Annotated in this window: 16 protein-coding genes; 7 read left to right on the top strand and 9 right to left on the bottom strand. The window is 54.1% G+C overall.

What is annotated here, in order from left to right:
* Positions 1–165: 165 nt before the first annotated feature.
* The gene (gene nadD / locus G565_RS25685) at positions 166–810 is read right to left on the bottom strand and encodes a nicotinate (nicotinamide) nucleotide adenylyltransferase (RefSeq protein ID WP_051207144.1); all 645 of its coding nucleotides are present in this window, start codon (positions 808–810) and stop codon (positions 166–168) included.
* On the bottom strand, positions 803–2,059 hold the full coding sequence (locus G565_RS0101755; protein WP_037337181.1) for a glutamate-5-semialdehyde dehydrogenase: 1,257 nt from the start codon (positions 2,057–2,059) through the stop codon (positions 803–805). Before G565_RS0101755 ends, nadD begins: the two co-directional genes overlap by 8 nt.
* Before the next feature lie 154 nt (positions 2,060–2,213).
* Between G565_RS0101755 and G565_RS0101760 the strand changes: the two genes are divergently transcribed.
* The gene (locus tag G565_RS0101760) at positions 2,214–3,566 is read left to right on the top strand and encodes a bifunctional DedA family/phosphatase PAP2 family protein (protein WP_028669432.1); all 1,353 of its coding nucleotides are present in this window, start codon (positions 2,214–2,216) and stop codon (positions 3,564–3,566) included.
* Positions 3,567–3,593: 27 nt separating this feature from the next.
* Here the strand turns inward: G565_RS0101760 and G565_RS22540 are convergent, their stop codons facing one another.
* Positions 3,594–4,214, bottom strand: coding sequence for an LON peptidase substrate-binding domain-containing protein (locus G565_RS22540; RefSeq protein WP_051207146.1), 621 nt, complete (start codon positions 4,212–4,214; stop codon positions 3,594–3,596).
* A gap of 182 nt (positions 4,215–4,396) precedes the next feature.
* Positions 4,397–4,609, bottom strand: coding sequence for a hypothetical protein (locus G565_RS0101770; protein ID WP_028669433.1), 213 nt, complete (start codon positions 4,607–4,609; stop codon positions 4,397–4,399).
* A gap of 204 nt (positions 4,610–4,813) precedes the next feature.
* Here G565_RS0101770 and G565_RS26690 point away from each other — a divergent pair, with 204 nt between their 5' ends.
* A complete protein-coding gene (locus G565_RS26690; RefSeq protein ID WP_157599978.1) occupies positions 4,814–4,951 on the top strand; it encodes a hypothetical protein in 138 nt (45 codons plus the stop codon).
* A 155-nt stretch (positions 4,952–5,106) separates the two neighbouring features.
* Here the strand turns inward: G565_RS26690 and G565_RS0101780 are convergent, their stop codons facing one another.
* A complete protein-coding gene (locus G565_RS0101780; RefSeq protein ID WP_028669434.1) occupies positions 5,107–5,481 on the bottom strand; it encodes a hypothetical protein in 375 nt (124 codons plus the stop codon).
* 356 nt (positions 5,482–5,837) lie between these two features.
* On the opposite strand from G565_RS0101780, the gene G565_RS22545 reads away from it, so the two are divergent.
* The 4 genes from G565_RS22545 to minE all read left to right on the top strand — a co-directional run bounded on the left by G565_RS22545 (position 5,838) and on the right by minE (position 9,379).
* The gene (locus G565_RS22545; protein ID WP_051207148.1) at positions 5,838–7,355 is read left to right on the top strand and encodes a helix-turn-helix domain-containing protein; all 1,518 of its coding nucleotides are present in this window, start codon (positions 5,838–5,840) and stop codon (positions 7,353–7,355) included.
* Positions 7,356–8,036, top strand: a complete 681-nt coding sequence (gene minC / locus G565_RS22550) for a septum site-determining protein MinC (protein WP_051207150.1) — start codon at positions 7,356–7,358, stop codon at positions 8,034–8,036.
* Positions 8,037–8,313: 277 nt separating this feature from the next.
* A complete protein-coding gene (gene minD, locus G565_RS0101795; protein ID WP_028669435.1) occupies positions 8,314–9,123 on the top strand; it encodes a septum site-determining protein MinD in 810 nt (269 codons plus the stop codon).
* Position 9,124: 1 nt separating this feature from the next.
* Entirely contained in the window at positions 9,125–9,379 is a 255-nt protein-coding gene (minE, locus tag G565_RS0101800) for a cell division topological specificity factor MinE (RefSeq protein WP_028669436.1), read from the top strand.
* 420 nt (positions 9,380–9,799) lie between these two features.
* Here minE and trxB read toward each other — a convergent pair whose 3' ends face one another.
* The 4 genes from trxB to G565_RS27415 form a co-directional block, all read right to left on the bottom strand.
* Complete coding sequence (trxB, locus tag G565_RS0101805; RefSeq protein ID WP_028669437.1) at positions 9,800–10,759, bottom strand: thioredoxin-disulfide reductase; 960 nt, start codon at positions 10,757–10,759, stop codon at positions 9,800–9,802.
* Between the two features lie 198 nt (positions 10,760–10,957).
* Complete coding sequence (ampE, locus tag G565_RS0101810) at positions 10,958–11,782, bottom strand: regulatory signaling modulator protein AmpE (RefSeq protein ID WP_028669438.1); 825 nt, start codon at positions 11,780–11,782, stop codon at positions 10,958–10,960.
* Between the two features lie 135 nt (positions 11,783–11,917).
* The gene (locus G565_RS0101815) at positions 11,918–13,321 is read right to left on the bottom strand and encodes an O-antigen ligase family protein (RefSeq protein ID WP_028669439.1); all 1,404 of its coding nucleotides are present in this window, start codon (positions 13,319–13,321) and stop codon (positions 11,918–11,920) included.
* 26 nt (positions 13,322–13,347) lie between these two features.
* Entirely contained in the window at positions 13,348–13,791 is a 444-nt protein-coding gene (locus G565_RS27415; RefSeq protein ID WP_028669440.1) for a pilin, read from the bottom strand.
* Positions 13,792–14,073: 282 nt separating this feature from the next.
* On the opposite strand from G565_RS27415, the gene pilB reads away from it, so the two are divergent.
* Complete coding sequence (gene pilB / locus G565_RS0101825; protein WP_037337187.1) at positions 14,074–15,774, top strand: type IV-A pilus assembly ATPase PilB; 1,701 nt, start codon at positions 14,074–14,076, stop codon at positions 15,772–15,774.
* Positions 15,775–15,784 lie beyond the last annotated feature (10 nt).

A 15,784-nucleotide genomic window follows, 5' to 3' on the forward strand; every position in this document is an offset into this window, starting at 1 on the left:
GCACTGCCAGTGCCAGCTAACAGACCAGCCAATCCGGCAAATGACAAAGAGCTTCGGCACCTGGCCTGAAGAAAAAAGTGTCAATGCCTCTGAACGCGAGCGGTCGAATACAGCAATTATTGCTGTGTTCTGAATTGTTTAAAACTACCGTTAACAGACCCGGCTTTACTCATCAATCTCCCGGTAAAGCCCGTGCTGTTGAATATAGTCCTGTATGGGTTTGGGTAGTGCGATTTGCCAATGCTGGCTGTTATCGCGCAATTTACGCGATGCCCACTCGCGCTCCGAGGAAGGCCCGGCTAGCCAGAGCCCGGCGGGCTCGGTGTTGAGGTCGTGCAATGAGGCAACCTGTGTCAGCGGTAGTGCCGGGGGGTCAATCACCTGCGAACCCCGTCCGAACACCCAAAAATGGGTTTCCCGGATCAGGTCGTCAATACCTTGCCAGCGGGCCATACTGGCGAACGCATCGGCACCCAGCACAAACACCGTCTGACTGTCCGGATAGTCGCGATGAAGGTCTCTGACGGTATCCAGAGTGTAGCTTGGTCCCGGGCGTCGCAACTCACGATCATCGATCAACAGGCGTTCGCCGTCGGACCTTGATGCCACCCATCGCTCCAGCATCGCAACGCGTTGTTCGGGCGTTGCTTGTGCCTGTGCTTTCAACGCCGGTATCTGGCACGGAATCACCCGCAGTTGAGCGACGTCCTGATGTGACAACACTAAATCGCACAATTGAGCGTGGCCGTCATGAAACGGATCAAAAGTGCCACCAAACAAAGCCATCAGCGGCCGCTGCACATCACTCACGAATCTGACCGTCTCCGAGTACAACATACTTCTGGGACGTCAGCCCAATCAGACCAACCGGTCCGCGAGCGTGAATTTTGTCAGTCGAGATACCAATCTCAGCACCCAGCCCATATTCAAAGCCATCGGCAAATCGGGTCGATGCGTTGATCATCACAGAGGCAGAATCCACTTCCGTCAGAAAACGGCGCCCCCGGGTATAACTTTCCGTCACGATGCTATCTGTGTGCTGACTGCTGTAAGTATTGATGTGGTCAATGGCTTCATCCAGACCAGCCACTACCCGAATCGACAGAATGGGAGCGAGGTATTCAGCAGACCAGTCTTCCTCGGTCGCGGCCTTACAGGTTATCAGCTCGGCTGTGCGCTCGCAGCCGCGCAACTCAACGCCTTTTTCGGCATAGGCGCGGGCCAGTACGGGCAGCAACTCAGCTGCACGGGACTCGGCTACCAGTAGGGTTTCCATGGTATTACAGACACCATAGCGGTGCGTCTTGGCGTTTATCGCGATGGGTATGGCTTTGCCGCTGTCTGCAGCGTCGTCGAGGTAAACATGGCAAACACCATCAAGGTGTTTGATAACCGGGACGCGCGCGTCCCGACTGATGCGCTCGATCAACCGCTTGCCGCCGCGCGGAACGATGACATCCACATAGTCAGGCATGGTGATCAGCGCGCCGACAGCATCGCGATCGGTGGTCTCAACCACCTGAACCACGGCACCCGGCAGTTGTGCCTGATCCAGGCCGGCATGAATACACGCCGCAAGCGCCTGATTCGATTCAATGGCTTCACTGCCACCACGCAATATAACCGCATTGCCGGATTTAACGCACAAACTCGCTGCCTCGACCGTCACATTGGGCCGGGACTCGTAAATAATACCTATCACACCCAGGGGTACTCGCATTTTACCCACCTGAATGCCACTCGGGCGAAACTCAAGGTCCGTTATGCCACCCACCGGATCAGCCAGACCGGCCACCTGATGCAACCCTTCAATCATGCTATCGATACGGGCATCCGTCAGTGCGAGTCGATCCAGCATCGCCGGCTCGAGCCCCTTGGCCTGACCGGCCTCCAGGTCTCGCTGATTCGCCTGCTTGAGCGTCTCTCGCTGGTCGTCAATAACCCGGGCCATGGCTAACAATGCCTGGTTTTTGGTCCCGGTATTGGCCCTGGCCAGAGCTTTGGAGGCCTGCCGGGCCTGCCGACCCAGGGTCGTCATGTAGTCTTGAACGGTTGTCATACCTTGCCACGCAGCTCGCTTTTGATTCAGACCGCAGATTATAGCGGCTTGAGGCCGCTGCGACTATGAGGGAAGCTGGCTGTTTATCTACCTGACAAAGTTTTACCATCCTGATGTGAAACCAAACTCGCCAACTGAGTAACCCAACGCCCCCATGATTGCCTGGATACAGTCTCACCCGGAAGGCGTACTGATCGCCATTGCGTTGACAGCCTTTATTGAATCGTTCGCACTGATCGGGGTGGTTGTGCCCGGTGTGGTTATGCTATTCAGTTTAGCGGCAGTGGCGAGCAATCTCGGCATTCCGGTCATGTGGGTATTGGCGGCCGCAGCACTGGGGGCAACGGCGGGAGATCTTGGCAGTTTTTATCTGGGGTATCGGCTGCGACATCGGCTGTATCAGCACAGCTGGTTCAAGCGGCACGCCGATTGGTTATCGCAGGGCATTTGGTTCTTTCGGCGCTGGGGCTGGCTGAGTGTGGTTATCGGCCGCTTTGTCGGCCCCATTCGGCCGGTAGTGCCGCTGATTGCCGGCAGCTTGTCGATGCCCGCCAAGGTGTTCATCAGCGTGAACCTGGTGACCGTCCTGTTCTGGGCCCCGACCTATATGTTGCCAGGCTATCTCGCCGGAGAAGCCAGTTCTTACCTGGCCACACAAAGCCTCGCCATGCGCACGCTGTCACTGCTACTGGTGTCGGCACTGTCGACCCTGATCGCACTGGTGGCAACCTACCATCACCTTCACCCTGAACACCCCAGAATGGCTCGCTGGGTGCCAGCGCTACAATCATTGCCGACTCGTTTTCCCTTTGCGGCGCTATTGCTGTTAATCGCCGCTTCCACCGGCTTCGCGGCCACCCTGCTTAGCCGCCCCTGGGGTCTGGATGCCTTATTGGCCGGACAGGTAGGGGCATGGCGCGCCTCAGCCTTTGACCCGGTGGCGATTGTCCTGACTTTTCTTGGAGATCCAGCGACACTGATCCTAACCGGACTGATGATCATCCTCTGGCTTGTCCTTGGCGGGCAGCATCGGCTGGGCGCGGTATTACTGATCAGCCTGGTGCTGCTGACCACGGGCATCCCTTTGCTCAAATCCGCTTTTGACGTGGCCCGCCCAGGCTGGACGGCACTGCCTTTGAACTCTCAGGCGTTTCCTTCGGGTCACGCGGCCGGTGCTGCTTTGTTTTTCGGGATGTTGGCGGGCTTTGTCAATCAGCGACGACCGACGATGAGCCGCTGGCATCTTTACCTGCCGGCCGGGGTGACCATACTGGTCATCGCACTGAGCCGGGTGTGGCTAGGGGTTCACTGGCTGTCCGATGTCATTGCCGGGGTATGCCTGGGTCTGTTGTTAGCCGCCCTGGCTCAGGCGACCCACCGGCTGACAGGCCGCTCGCTAGCTGACTTTCGTAACAGCCTAACGCTCTGGTTGCTGATCCTGCTAACCCTGGCCAGCTATTTGATCATCGCATGGCCACTCGGCTCAGTGACTTATCAATTGGGGTGACCGGGCGAACTGAACGGAGCACCCAGATCATACCCCGCTCTCGTCCGGCGATTCAGGAGAACCAGACAGTTCCGCCAATGCGGATTCCAGAATGGCGCACCGCTCCAGAAAACTGTCCTGTGCTAACAAACGGTGCTTTAACTCTGACTCCAGGGGCAGCCAAACCATTAACTGGTGAACACTGCCCCGGGCTGAATCCAGTTGCAGACCCACCTGATCGGCCAGATAAGGGTGCTCCAGCAAGGCATCCAGTAACGGCTGGTATCGCAGGGCTGCCCGCATTTCAAGCTCCGAGTCTGCCAGTGGTTCGTCGCGGGCCGCACAGTCACCCCACCATAAACCGGTGGCGTCCTTTGCGGCTGAGCTAACAGTCACTCGTTCGTCACCGACAATGGTAATGCCCAGTAGCCCATTGGCTTGTTGATTGAAGTCGACGATTCGTGCAAGACACCCCAGCCCATGGCGATCTTTACCAGGCTCCGAGACCATGATCACAAAAGGCCGGTTTTCCCGGGCGCTGCTCGACACCATCATCAGGTATCGGGGCTCAAATATTTGCAACGGCAATGATGAACCCGGCAATAACAGGGCCCCCATAGGAAACAGCGGGTATCGTTCAACGGTGCCATCGGATCCGGATTCAGTCATGAATCACCTGTCATTTTGGGTAGAATCTGGTTTTGAAGAATGGAAACGCGCGGTTGTACCGCCACCGGAAGCTCACACACACTTCCTATCAGCAGAACTATGATGCTCTATCTTACGAAAGCGGCGACATTACCGGATTAATCGAACAGCGAATTAAGCCAGCAATAGGAGCTGGCAAACCGCTAAGCCGTCTCGTCAAGCAGTACAAATGACAAAAACGTCAGTATCAGCACCCAGGTCACGGCAAATGCGGGCACAGGAACGGCCAGCACAACCAAAATCCCAAACGACCATAGCCAGCGCACCCGTACCACCTTGCGACTGTGCTTTTCCGTTGCTACACGGTCAGAGGCGGTGGTCTGCGGTAATCGCCAGAACCCCCACCAACGCAACATCCAAAGTAAGCACCAATACGCCATTTCATCCCCCGGGCCGATTCAGATTGCGTCAGCGCAACGCGTTCGCGCCTTAACCCAGTGCGCAACATCGCACCTCATTGACCAATGTAGACCAATATGAACCGGCCATTGACCTGCATCAGGGTTTATCGAACGGAGCAGCGCATACTGACCGTTGTCACCCTAGCGCCCGGAGGCGGTATGAACGATGTCAACACCCTGGAAACTGCCACAACCAGTGACCTGTCCGTAATTCGCTGGGCACCGGTCATTCTGGTCTTATTCGTCATCGCGCTCAGCCCGCTGGCTACTGCGTTTTACTGGGCGTTTACACACTGACGGCGCAGGCATACTGAGCGGCCACCCGCGTTACCGACCCGCCTGATGCAGGGTCGGCTGAACAAGCGGCACTAGACCTCCAGCCCCAACTCGCGCCCGGTGACTTTGACTGAACACTCTCCGTTACCGGGGGCTGTCCGCAGATTTCCGTTCGGCTAACGGAGTCGACCAGCCTTGGCCGGCCTCTGCTCGTCTTCAGCCAACCGGGCGGCTCCCAGGGCAGCCTGACGAACCCAGGCTGCGACCTGATCCGAATTGTGGTCGACCGTGTCGGGCAGCAGGTACCACTGCTCATACACCCTTCCATGGGCAATCCAGTGATCTTCAGCGCAGATGCGCTGCAGTTGGGTTTCGAGTTCAGAGTCGGTCGCGCGGATACCCACCTGCCCCTTGAGTGTAACCACTAGGCAAAGCTGCCCCGACACGCGAATCACGTGTTCACCAAAGTACAAGCCGGTTTCAGGCACAGGAAGTTCCGGTAAGAGTTGCAATAAAGTGTGTAAACGACGGGCACGGTTCAGTTTGTCCATTCGCCTTTCCTTAGTGAATGAATGATGGAATTCTGCGAAAACGCCTGATCTGGACTCCGTGTATCCTTCGGTGGCCAGTGGCAAGCCAGCGCTCTTCATGAGCACCGGAACTGCAGAGAGTGAAGTTTAACAAACTACCCCTATAAAAACAGCCGATCTGTCAAATTCTCCAACACCCAATCCACGCTCAGGCGACCCCAAGGCCCGGTGTGCCCTCAAGCAGAGGCGTTGGTGGCCGTGTTTCAATGAGTGTTCACAAGCCGGCGCTAGCAGACTGGCGGAGCCCACATTGTTTTGCAGCAGACACCTCTTTAGAATGCGCAGGCTATTTCGCTCATCGCGAACGTGGAAGGGTTATGCAAATCAACAGTGAAAGCCTGAGATTCATTCTCGGCATCAAAGTCAAACAACACCGCCAGGCGGCCGGCTTATCGCTCAAGCAACTGGGCGAACGCACGTCACTGTCGATTTCCTATTTGAGTGAGATCGAAAAGGGCAAAAAGTACCCCAAACCGGAAAAAATCATTCAATTGGCGCAGGGGCTCGGCATATCCTTCGACGAACTGGTCTCGCTGCAACTCGATGACGAATTGAACCCCGTCACAGCCCTACTGAACTCCCCATTGTTCAACGACTTCCCACTTAAGCAATTTGGTATTGGCCTGTCAGATGTGTTCGATCTGGTCACCGACTCCCCGAGTAAAGCCGGCGCCTTCGTTCGTACACTGCTCGAAATTGGTCGCGGTTACGATATGCAAGTCGAGCATTTCTTGCTGGCTTCGCTGCGTTCCTACCAAAAGATGCACCTCAACTACTTTGAAGAAATTGAGGGGCAGGCCGAAGCCTTCAGGGCAAAGTTCCCGGCAACAGATCCGGTAATCAGCCTCGCCTGGCTGGAGTCGTTCCTGTTCGATCACTATCAATGCCGGGTCAGTTACGACGATTTTTCCGCGACACCCGAACTCCAGACTTTGCGCTCACTCTGCGTTTCGCCCAACAAGCTGGTGGTCAATTCCAAACTGATGCCGCAACAGCAAAAGTTCGTGCTGGCCAAAGAGATCGGTTACCGGTTTCTCGAGTTGGAGGAGCGTGCCCTGACGTCATCCTGGATCAAGGTAGAATCGTTCGAGCAGGTTCATAACAACTTCAGAGCCTCCTATTTTGCCGGTGCCCTGCTCATTCCCGAGGCCAAACTGCTCACTGACCTGAAAGCCTGGCTGGCCAACAAAGCGTTTGATGGCGAGGCTCTTAGCCAGATGATGGATCGTTATGACGCCACCCCGGAAATGTTTGTGTATCGCATGTCGCAACTGATGCCCCATCACTTCGGCCTGCACAAGATGCATTACATGCGTCTGCACAACAAAGCCGGCGTCGACCAGTTCCACATTGCCAAAGAACTCAATACCACTACCGTGTTCACGCCCCGTGGCATTGGCCCGAGTGAACACCACTGCCGGCGCTGGGTGGCCATAGGCTTGCTCAACGAAGTCGGCGAACGCCAGGCAGCCGGAGAGACCCCAAAGCTGGCGATTGCGGCACAACGCAGTCACTTCATCGCCCAGAATCAGACCTTCTTCAACATCGCCGTCGTGCGCCCACTGTCGTTGGGGCAAAACAGCAATACCGGCATGGCCCTTGGGTTCCTGATAGATGACCGGTTCAATGATACAGTGGCCTTCAGCGAAGACCCGGCCGTGCCACAGATGGATGTTCACGAAACCTGTGAGCGCTGCCCACTGACCGATTGCGCCAGCCGTGTCGCCGAGCCGACTTTGCACACAAGCCAGCAACAGCAACTCGACCGGGAGCACGCTTTGCAGAGCTACCTCGACCAACACCAAGCCACTTCAACACTGCAGGATTCGCACTGAATGACCGACACCAAACCCCTGGCCGTTCGCGCACGCATGCTGCCCATACAACGGCTCATTATCGAACACCTCGACCCGGGCAGTTTCGCCCAACGACTGACCGACAAACTGGAGCAGGCACCCGCCCTGTTCAACCGGGCACCGGTGGCACTGGATATCGGTGCGGTACTGGCTGAACTGACCGATAACTCACTGCAACAAATGCTGGACCACGCACGCGAGCAACGCCTGGTCGTGTTCGCCCTGGCAGGACCCAAAGATGCCCTAACCCCCTGGTGCGAACGCTTTAATCTGGCCTGGGTGGACGATAAAGACCGCGCGGCACGAGCCAGCAAGACCGAAACGACACCAACAGGCCTCGAAACCCAGGTCATTCGCCAACCCGTTCGTTCAGGCCAGCAAATATACGCGCGCGGCGCTCACTTGCTGATCATGAACCAGGTCAGTTCTGGTGCCGAAGTCATCGCCGATGGCAGCATCCACGTCTACGGTGCCCTGCGCGGCCGCGCCATAGCCGGCGTTCAGGGCGATACACTGGCCGAGATTGTCTGCCAAAACCTGGATGCCGATTTACTGGCCATCGCCGGTAACTACCAGGTCCGGGATGACTTGCACGCAGAGCCCAACCGCCCTACGCGGGTGCGATTGGAAGAAGACCAGTTGGTGATCGAACAGTTCTAAATCGAGCTCTACCACTAAAGACTCCCTCTCCCGCCTCGCGGGAGAGGGCTGGGGAGAGGGTTCACTTCTGGTTTCGCCGCATCTCAACCAACATTTTTTCCCTTATTCAGATCACTTGCAGTCGTTTACCCGCCTCTGCGACACTGGCACCCATTCACATTCAGAACGGCATCACTGAGATAGATTGGCCGCTGCCGGTAAAAAAGCGGATAATCCCGCCAAAGCTGGCTCAGCCTGCTTACTCCTGTAATAGTTAACGCATAAAGGAATCGTCATCTTGGCAAAGATCGTTGTCATCACCTCCGGCAAAGGCGGCGTTGGTAAAACCACCTCCAGTGCCGCCATCAGCATGGGCTTGGCCTTGCGTGGCCACAAAACCGTTGTTATCGACTTCGACATCGGCCTGCGCAACCTCGACATCATCATGAACTGCGAGCGCCGCGTCGTGTTCGACTTCGTTAACGTAATTCAACAGGAAGCCAGCCTCAACCAGGCCCTGATCAAAGACAAACGTTGCGATAACCTCTACATCCTGCCCGCCTCCCAGACCCGCGACAAAGACGCCCTGACCAAAGAAGGCGTTAAAAAAGTGCTGGACGACCTGGCCGAGCAATTCGATTACATCGTCTGTGACTCGCCGGCCGGCATTGAGCAAGGCGCCCAGATGGCGCTTTACTATGCCGACGAGGCCATCGTCGTCACCAACCCCGAAGTCTCCTCGGTTCGGGATTCGGATCGGATACTGGGCATATTGCAAAGCAAGAGCTACCGGGCAGAGACCAACCAGCCGCCCGTTCGTGAACATCTGCTGATCACCCGGTACGACCCCGAGCGCGTGGCCCGTGGCGACATGCTCGACGTGCCCGACATCGAAGAAATTCTGGCCATCCCCTTGCTGGGCATCATTCCCGAAAGCCAGGCGGTGCTGAATGCTTCCAACAAGGGCATGCCGGTGGTCCTCGACGAAAAAAGCGATGCCGGCCAGGCGTACCTGGACACCGTCGCCCGGTTTCTGGGCGAAGAGAAACCGCACCGTTTCCTGGAAGCCCAGCGCAAAGGCTTCCTGAAACGCGTCTTTGGAGGCTGAGATGTCTATCTTCGATTTGTTCAGGGACAACAGCAAAGAGCCCCGATCCGCTCAAGTAGCCAAAGAGCGCTTGAAGGTCATCGTCGCCCACGAACGGCATCAGCGTAACGCACCGGACTACTTGCCTGCCCTGCAGCGCGACATCATGGATGTGATTCGAAAGTACGTCGACATCGGCCCCGAGCAACTGCAAGTCGATGTAAACGAAGAAGGGAATTATTCAATACTGGAAGTGAACGTTAACCTGCCCAAGTAGGGCAGTTTTAACTTCAATATTCAAAGCTCAATCAAGCTGGCTGAGTAACATTGGACCGCGATAGCCACTCGCGCCACTGCACAAAACCCTCCTCTCCCCACCACTGGGGGAGAGAGTTAGAGACAAGGGGACGTCACAGCCGTTAGTGCTGTGTTTCGATTGGAATGCGAAAAACCAGAAGCGAACCCTCTCCCCATCCCTCTCCCGTGGGGCGGGAGAGGGAGCCATTCGGTGGTTAAACTTAACCCGCGCCCATCGCTCGCAACTCTGCACACCCCAGTCCTCTCTCCACCACTGGGGGAGAGAGCTAGAGAGAGGGGGACGGCGCAGCCGTTACTACTTTGGTTTCAATTGCAAAGCACAAAAAACCAGAAGTGAACCCTCTCCCGTGAGACGGTGTTTTCAGTTGGTTACCAAGCCTCAGCCTGCGTGCTTAAGATTATCCAGATACTTTTCAGCATCCAGCGCCGCCATACAGCCAGTGCCGGCCGATGTAATCGCCTGACGATAAACATGGTCCATCACATCACCCGATGCAAATACACCTGGCACGCTAGTCGCTGTCGCATTACCTTCCAGACCCGACTTAACCTTGATGTAACCGCCCGCCATATCCACCTGGCCTTCAAAGATCTGCGTGTTGGGGGTATGACCGATGGCCACAAACACACCATCAAGAGTCAGCTCTTCGGTTTCGTCACCCTTGGTACTCTTGATGCGAATGCCGGTCACACCCATTTCATCACCCAACACTTCATCCAGGGTTCGGTTCCAATGGAGCTCGACCTTGCCTTCTTTCACTTTGTCCATCAACCGGTCGGCCAGGATCTTTTCAGAGCGGAAGCTGTCGCGACGGTGAATAACATGCACCTTGCTGGCGATGTTTGACAGATACAAGGCTTCTTCAACAGCGGTGTTACCACCACCAATGACACTGACTTCTTTGTTGCGGTAAAAAAAGCCATCGCAGGTGGCGCAGGCAGATACACCCTTGCCTTTAAAGGCTTCTTCGCTGTCGAGCCCCAGGTAACGGGCACTGGCACCGGTACTGATGATCAACGCATCACAGGTGTAGGTACCCTGGTCGCCCACCAGGGTGAAGGGAGGCTTGGCCAGATCCGTTGTATGGATGTGATCAAAGATGATGTCAGTATTGAACCGCTCGGCGTGAGCCTTCATCTCTTCCATCAACTGAGGGCCCTGAAGCTCAGCGTGGCCACCGGGCCAGTTTTCAACTTCAGTCGTGGTGGTCAGCTGACCACCCATCTGCATACCGGTGATCAGCACCGGTTTCAGGTTGGCCCGCGCAGCGTAAACCGCCGCCGTATATCCAGCCGGGCCAGAACCCAGAATGATCAATTCGTGATGCTGAGTGCTCATAGCGTGTATATCCAATCAGAAAGTGGGGTTGAAACGGACTATTCGAACTGCGGTAAGGATGGTGGTTTCACCCGGCAAATCAACCCCAGCAGCGCTATGGCCGCGATAATAAATAGCAATCAAAGGGGTATTGCAGACTGAGCAATCCTGAACTGGGCCACACAGCCCAGAGTAGGTTTACTCAAAGCCAGAACGGGTTCACCCGAAAATAGTCGCCAAAGCGATCACCACCATCCACAGAACCTGAGCGCGCTTCATCAGCGACAACACATCCTCAGGCCGCTGGGCATCCGGGTTTTCAGGCAGTGAAACTCGCAAGGAAGACTCCAGCAGCGCCCGGTCGACCAGTTCGAAATCCCGAACCCGGCGCAACCAGATGGCAAAGCTTTGTGAGAAATCGCCCACCAGCGCCAGCGACAAGGTCAACAGCCGGGCGGGAATCCAGTTAATCGCATGGTGTACCTGAACCGCCAGCGAGGCAGCAGAGTTATCTTCTGAGGGTTGTTGCGTCAGAATAGAACGAGCATGCCGGACCAGCACAACCAACAAGACACCCGATGCCCCAAACGCCACAAACCAGAACAGCGCCACGAAAAACCGCTCCAAAAGCTGATAAGCCAAACTGACGTTCAGTGCCTCATCCATCTGCTCAGAGCCACCTTCGTACAAGCCCTCTGGCAGATCAAAGGCTTCTACCGCCAGCTCATAAGCGCGATCAGACTCCCCATCAACCTGATACTGCCGATATTGCTTGAGTTGATCTACCTGGTCGCTCGACCCGAACACCAGAACGAGACTACCGAACCCGACCAAAAACGTCACCAGCCACAAGTCAAACCAGGCGAGAATGGCCGAGAGCAGCAAAACCGGGACAGCCATAGCCAGAACGTACACCCAAATACGGCCACCTAGACGGGTAAAAACCTGTTCCAATGGTCGGGTTGTCACGCCCTGACCCGGCATCCGGTTCCCCGACAAGCTCAGTGATACCAGCCAGGCCAGAATGGCCGCCATAAAGGTCATGATTGAGTCTCCGTTATGTCTATGCGCTCAGGTTAACACCGGATCGAGCCAGACTAAAACGCAATAGTAGCCACACTCATTAATCCAACCGCCGGAAATAGAACCAATGTATCAACGACCAGGATCACTAAAACCTTATACCATCCGCCCAATAAGCCAAAATCTTGGTCCGACATCAAACTTCAAAGTCTCACCACTCATAACATTTATATATGAATGCCAAGCCAAGCTGAAGACAGTTACTATTAATAACGACACCAAAGCAAACATAATAATTCTTAAGTGGAAGCCAACTTTTAACTTTATAACCGCTTCAGACTTGAGTTGGCTGCTTTGCCATAACGCCGCCACAATAACCATGAGAAGCAGCTGACTCAGCGGCATGACTATGACACCACTGACCAAAGACAAGGCAGCCCCGCCCACCGCAGAAGCCAGCAAATAGGGTAAATAGACTGAATCTGATTGCCCTAAAGCCTTCAGCACCCGGACAAACAGGCCAATAGAAAACAGAGTAAAACACAAGGTGGCTAGAAGCCCGTACTCATACAATAACTGCAAAAGACTGTTATGAGGATGCCCAAAAATGGTACCGATGCCTGCACTCTTATCTGCATAGCTAAAACCACCGTGCCCAAATAGCCAGTGGCCCGTCATAGCCGAGAGCAACTCCGACCACATCCCCCAGCGACCACTGGTGCTTTCTCGCATAAGTGTAGCGCCAACACTTTCACCAAACCGCCAGGCTGGTATCAAATCTAAGAAGATAATGTAAGTTACGAGACCAAAGGCCAGAATAACCACCCATCGTCGCACGAACTTAAGCGACAACGCCCGACCTCTGAACTTCCAGGTCAAATACATAATTAGCAGAGATTCAATGAACATCGCCACAGCAGCGCCTCGTGCGCTGGAATACAGTATAAGCGCGACAGTAAAAACAGCACTGAAAAGACCCAGCTTGGACCATCTACCGGAAGGTCCGCATGCCAATGCTAGCATGAGGGGGAATAGCAATACTTGAAGCTGGTTGAAAAAACGCACATTGATAAACGCATGCTGCGTTAACACATGAATGTCCCAGGAAAACGGACTTACCATGACAAACATGAAATTCATTATTACGATCAGGTAATATGAGCCCCACACCGCAACCAACACTTTACAGACATTCTGGATCACATCGGGGCTGAGTGTGAAAGATTGAATCAGCCCAGTCACAGTCAAACTGAATAACACCCATAGCAGGAGATCGAATAGCGCCCAATCGGAGCCGGCCAATGTTGCCGTAACTGTACTCAGCGTCAAAAAACTGATAAATCCAACCCAACAACCCACTAACAGCCTGGCTTTAGCCTGAATTAGCAACGCTTTTCGCGCAACCGAAAACAGAGCAAGTACGCCCATCAATACCAACAGCAACCAGCGCTGGCGGTCATAAGAAGCAAAAGGCCCTGCGATATTGGCCAGTGTCGTTCCTAACAATATAACGACCGCCAACAAAAAAGGGGCTAACGCCCCTTTATCATATAACTTCATCTAGCTTAACCAAATAGATGCGCCAATTAAGAGGTACCGCAACCTGAGGGCAGATAGTCTGATACCATGCCAGAGGTATTGCATGTCCACAATCCGTCAGTTGAGCGATCATAGTGTATGGTTACGGTGCCAGTACCGTCATCCAAACGCCCGGGGTTATCAATCGTACAAATAATAGCATCATCTGTAGCAGTGGTAGTGTTAGCGGGCGCGTTCACGGCTATGGTACCGCAGTTACCAGTAGAGGACTGTAAACCAATATCACCTGCGGTTGGGCTAGCTGGCATTGAACCATCGTTATAAGTTATTTCATACTGAGTCTGTCCAGGACGAATATCAGCAAGTGCTGCCCCTGCCTTAGCTTTAGCCACGTAATCCTGATAAGCCGGAATCGCGATCGCGGCCAAAATACCGATAATCGCCACAACGATCATCAATTCAATCAATGTAAAACCTTGTTGCTTCTTCATGGTCAGTCCCCTTTAAGGATCATCGTATTGGAGGCTTGGTACACCACCTTCGCCTGAACTTAATCCAGCATAGAGTGTGCCAACTTTTGAAAACTCCATTTGCCTGCCATCTCAATCAATCTGATCTGATTTCCGTGACTGCAGACACCTTTAATGAGAACCGGAGAAGTCATCAAGTGACATTTTTTGTCACCATTATGACTTTATTTAGGCGTGGCATTCACCTTCGCCTCTTAGTTGTCTAAGCTAGAGGCATCAAACCTCTATAGAGACTCAATTAAGATGGCAGTGTCACTGGGTGGCTTAGCGAAACGACTGGTACGGGAAGATCTGATCAATGAAGATGAGGCGCTTACCGCAACACAGGAAGCTTTGAAAGAGAAGAAAACTGTTGTCGCCTATATGGTTGAACATGACCTTGTGGCCGCTTCAACCCTGGCTCAACTGGCAGCGGATGAATTTGGCACGCCTATTTTTGACCTTGATGCGTTTGATCTGGAACTGGCTCCCAAGGAGCTTGTATCGTCCAGTCTGCTCCAGTCCCATCATATCCTACCCCTTGTAAAGCGCGGTAACAGACTCTTTATTGGCTTATCAGATCCAACCAACTTGTTGGCCATCGACGAGATAAAATTTCACACGGGCCTCAGTGTGGAAGCGGTACTGGTAGAAGAAGACAAACTGACGGTCAGCTTGGAAAAGTTGCTCGACGACTCCTCTGACGCCTTTGGCGCGATGGATGACGAAGAGGGTCTGGACGACCTGGATATCGTTGATACCAAAAAGGCGGAAGATGAAAGCTCAGTCGTTGATGGCGCTGATGACGCGCCGGTTGTGCGCTTTATCAACCAAATGCTGCTGTCAGCCATCAAAAAGGGCGCTTCTGACCTTCATTTTGAACCCTACGAGAAGTCCTACCGGGTAAGGTTCCGGATCGACGGCATTCTGCAGGTGGCTTCCAAACCGCCAATTGGACTCGGCCCCAAAATGTCCGCTCGCTTGAAAATCATGTCCAACCTGGATATTTCAGAACGCCGGGTGCCTCAGGATGGCCGCATTAAGCTGAAGATATCCAAGACCAAGTCCATTGATTTCAGGGTAAACACCCTTCCAACACTGTTCGGTGAGAAGATCGTACTGCGAATTCTTGACTCAGCCGCAGCTAAAATGGGCATCGATGCTCTGGGTTATGAAGACGACCAGAAAGACCTGTACATGACGGCCCTTCAGAAACCCCAGGGCATGATCCTGGTTACCGGGCCTACCGGTTCAGGGAAAACAGTTTCACTCTATACAGGCCTTAACATCCTGAACCAGGAAGGCACCAACATCTCAACGGCGGAAGATCCGGTAGAAATCAACCTAGATGGCATTAATCAGGTCAACGTCAACAACCGGGTTGGATTGGATTTCGCAGTAGCCCTGAGGTCTTTTCTGCGTCAGGACCCGGATATCATCATGGTTGGTGAGATTCGCGACCTGGAGACTGCTTCGATTGGGATCAAGGCTGCCCAAACAGGGCACATGGTAATGTCAACCCTCCACACCAACAGTGCCGCCGAGACATTGACCCGGATGCTGAATATGGGTGTACCCTCTTTCAACCTGGCCACCACAATCAACTTGATCATCGCTCAGCGCCTGGCGCGGCGATTGTGCAGCAACTGTAAACAGCCTGCCGACATACCACAAGATGTGTTACGAAAGGAAGGTTTTACCACCGAGTTGATGAACACGGCCACAATCTACAAACCTGTCGGTTGCAGCAATTGCAATAAAGGGTATAAAGGTCGAGTCGGCATTTATGAAGTTGTGCGTATCACCCCTACCATCTCCAAGATAATTATGGAAGAAGGTAATTCAATTGAACTAAGCAAAGCCTTTGCTGATGAAGGCTTTAACAGTTTGCGTAAGTCAGGCTTGGTTAAAGTAGCCAAGGGCGTGACCAGCCTGGAAGAAGTAAACCGCATTACGACTGACTGAGAGGCACCAG

It is taken from the genome of Saccharospirillum impatiens DSM 12546, assembly GCF_000423605.1.
Classification (GTDB): Bacteria; Pseudomonadota; Gammaproteobacteria; order Pseudomonadales; family Natronospirillaceae; genus Saccharospirillum; species Saccharospirillum impatiens.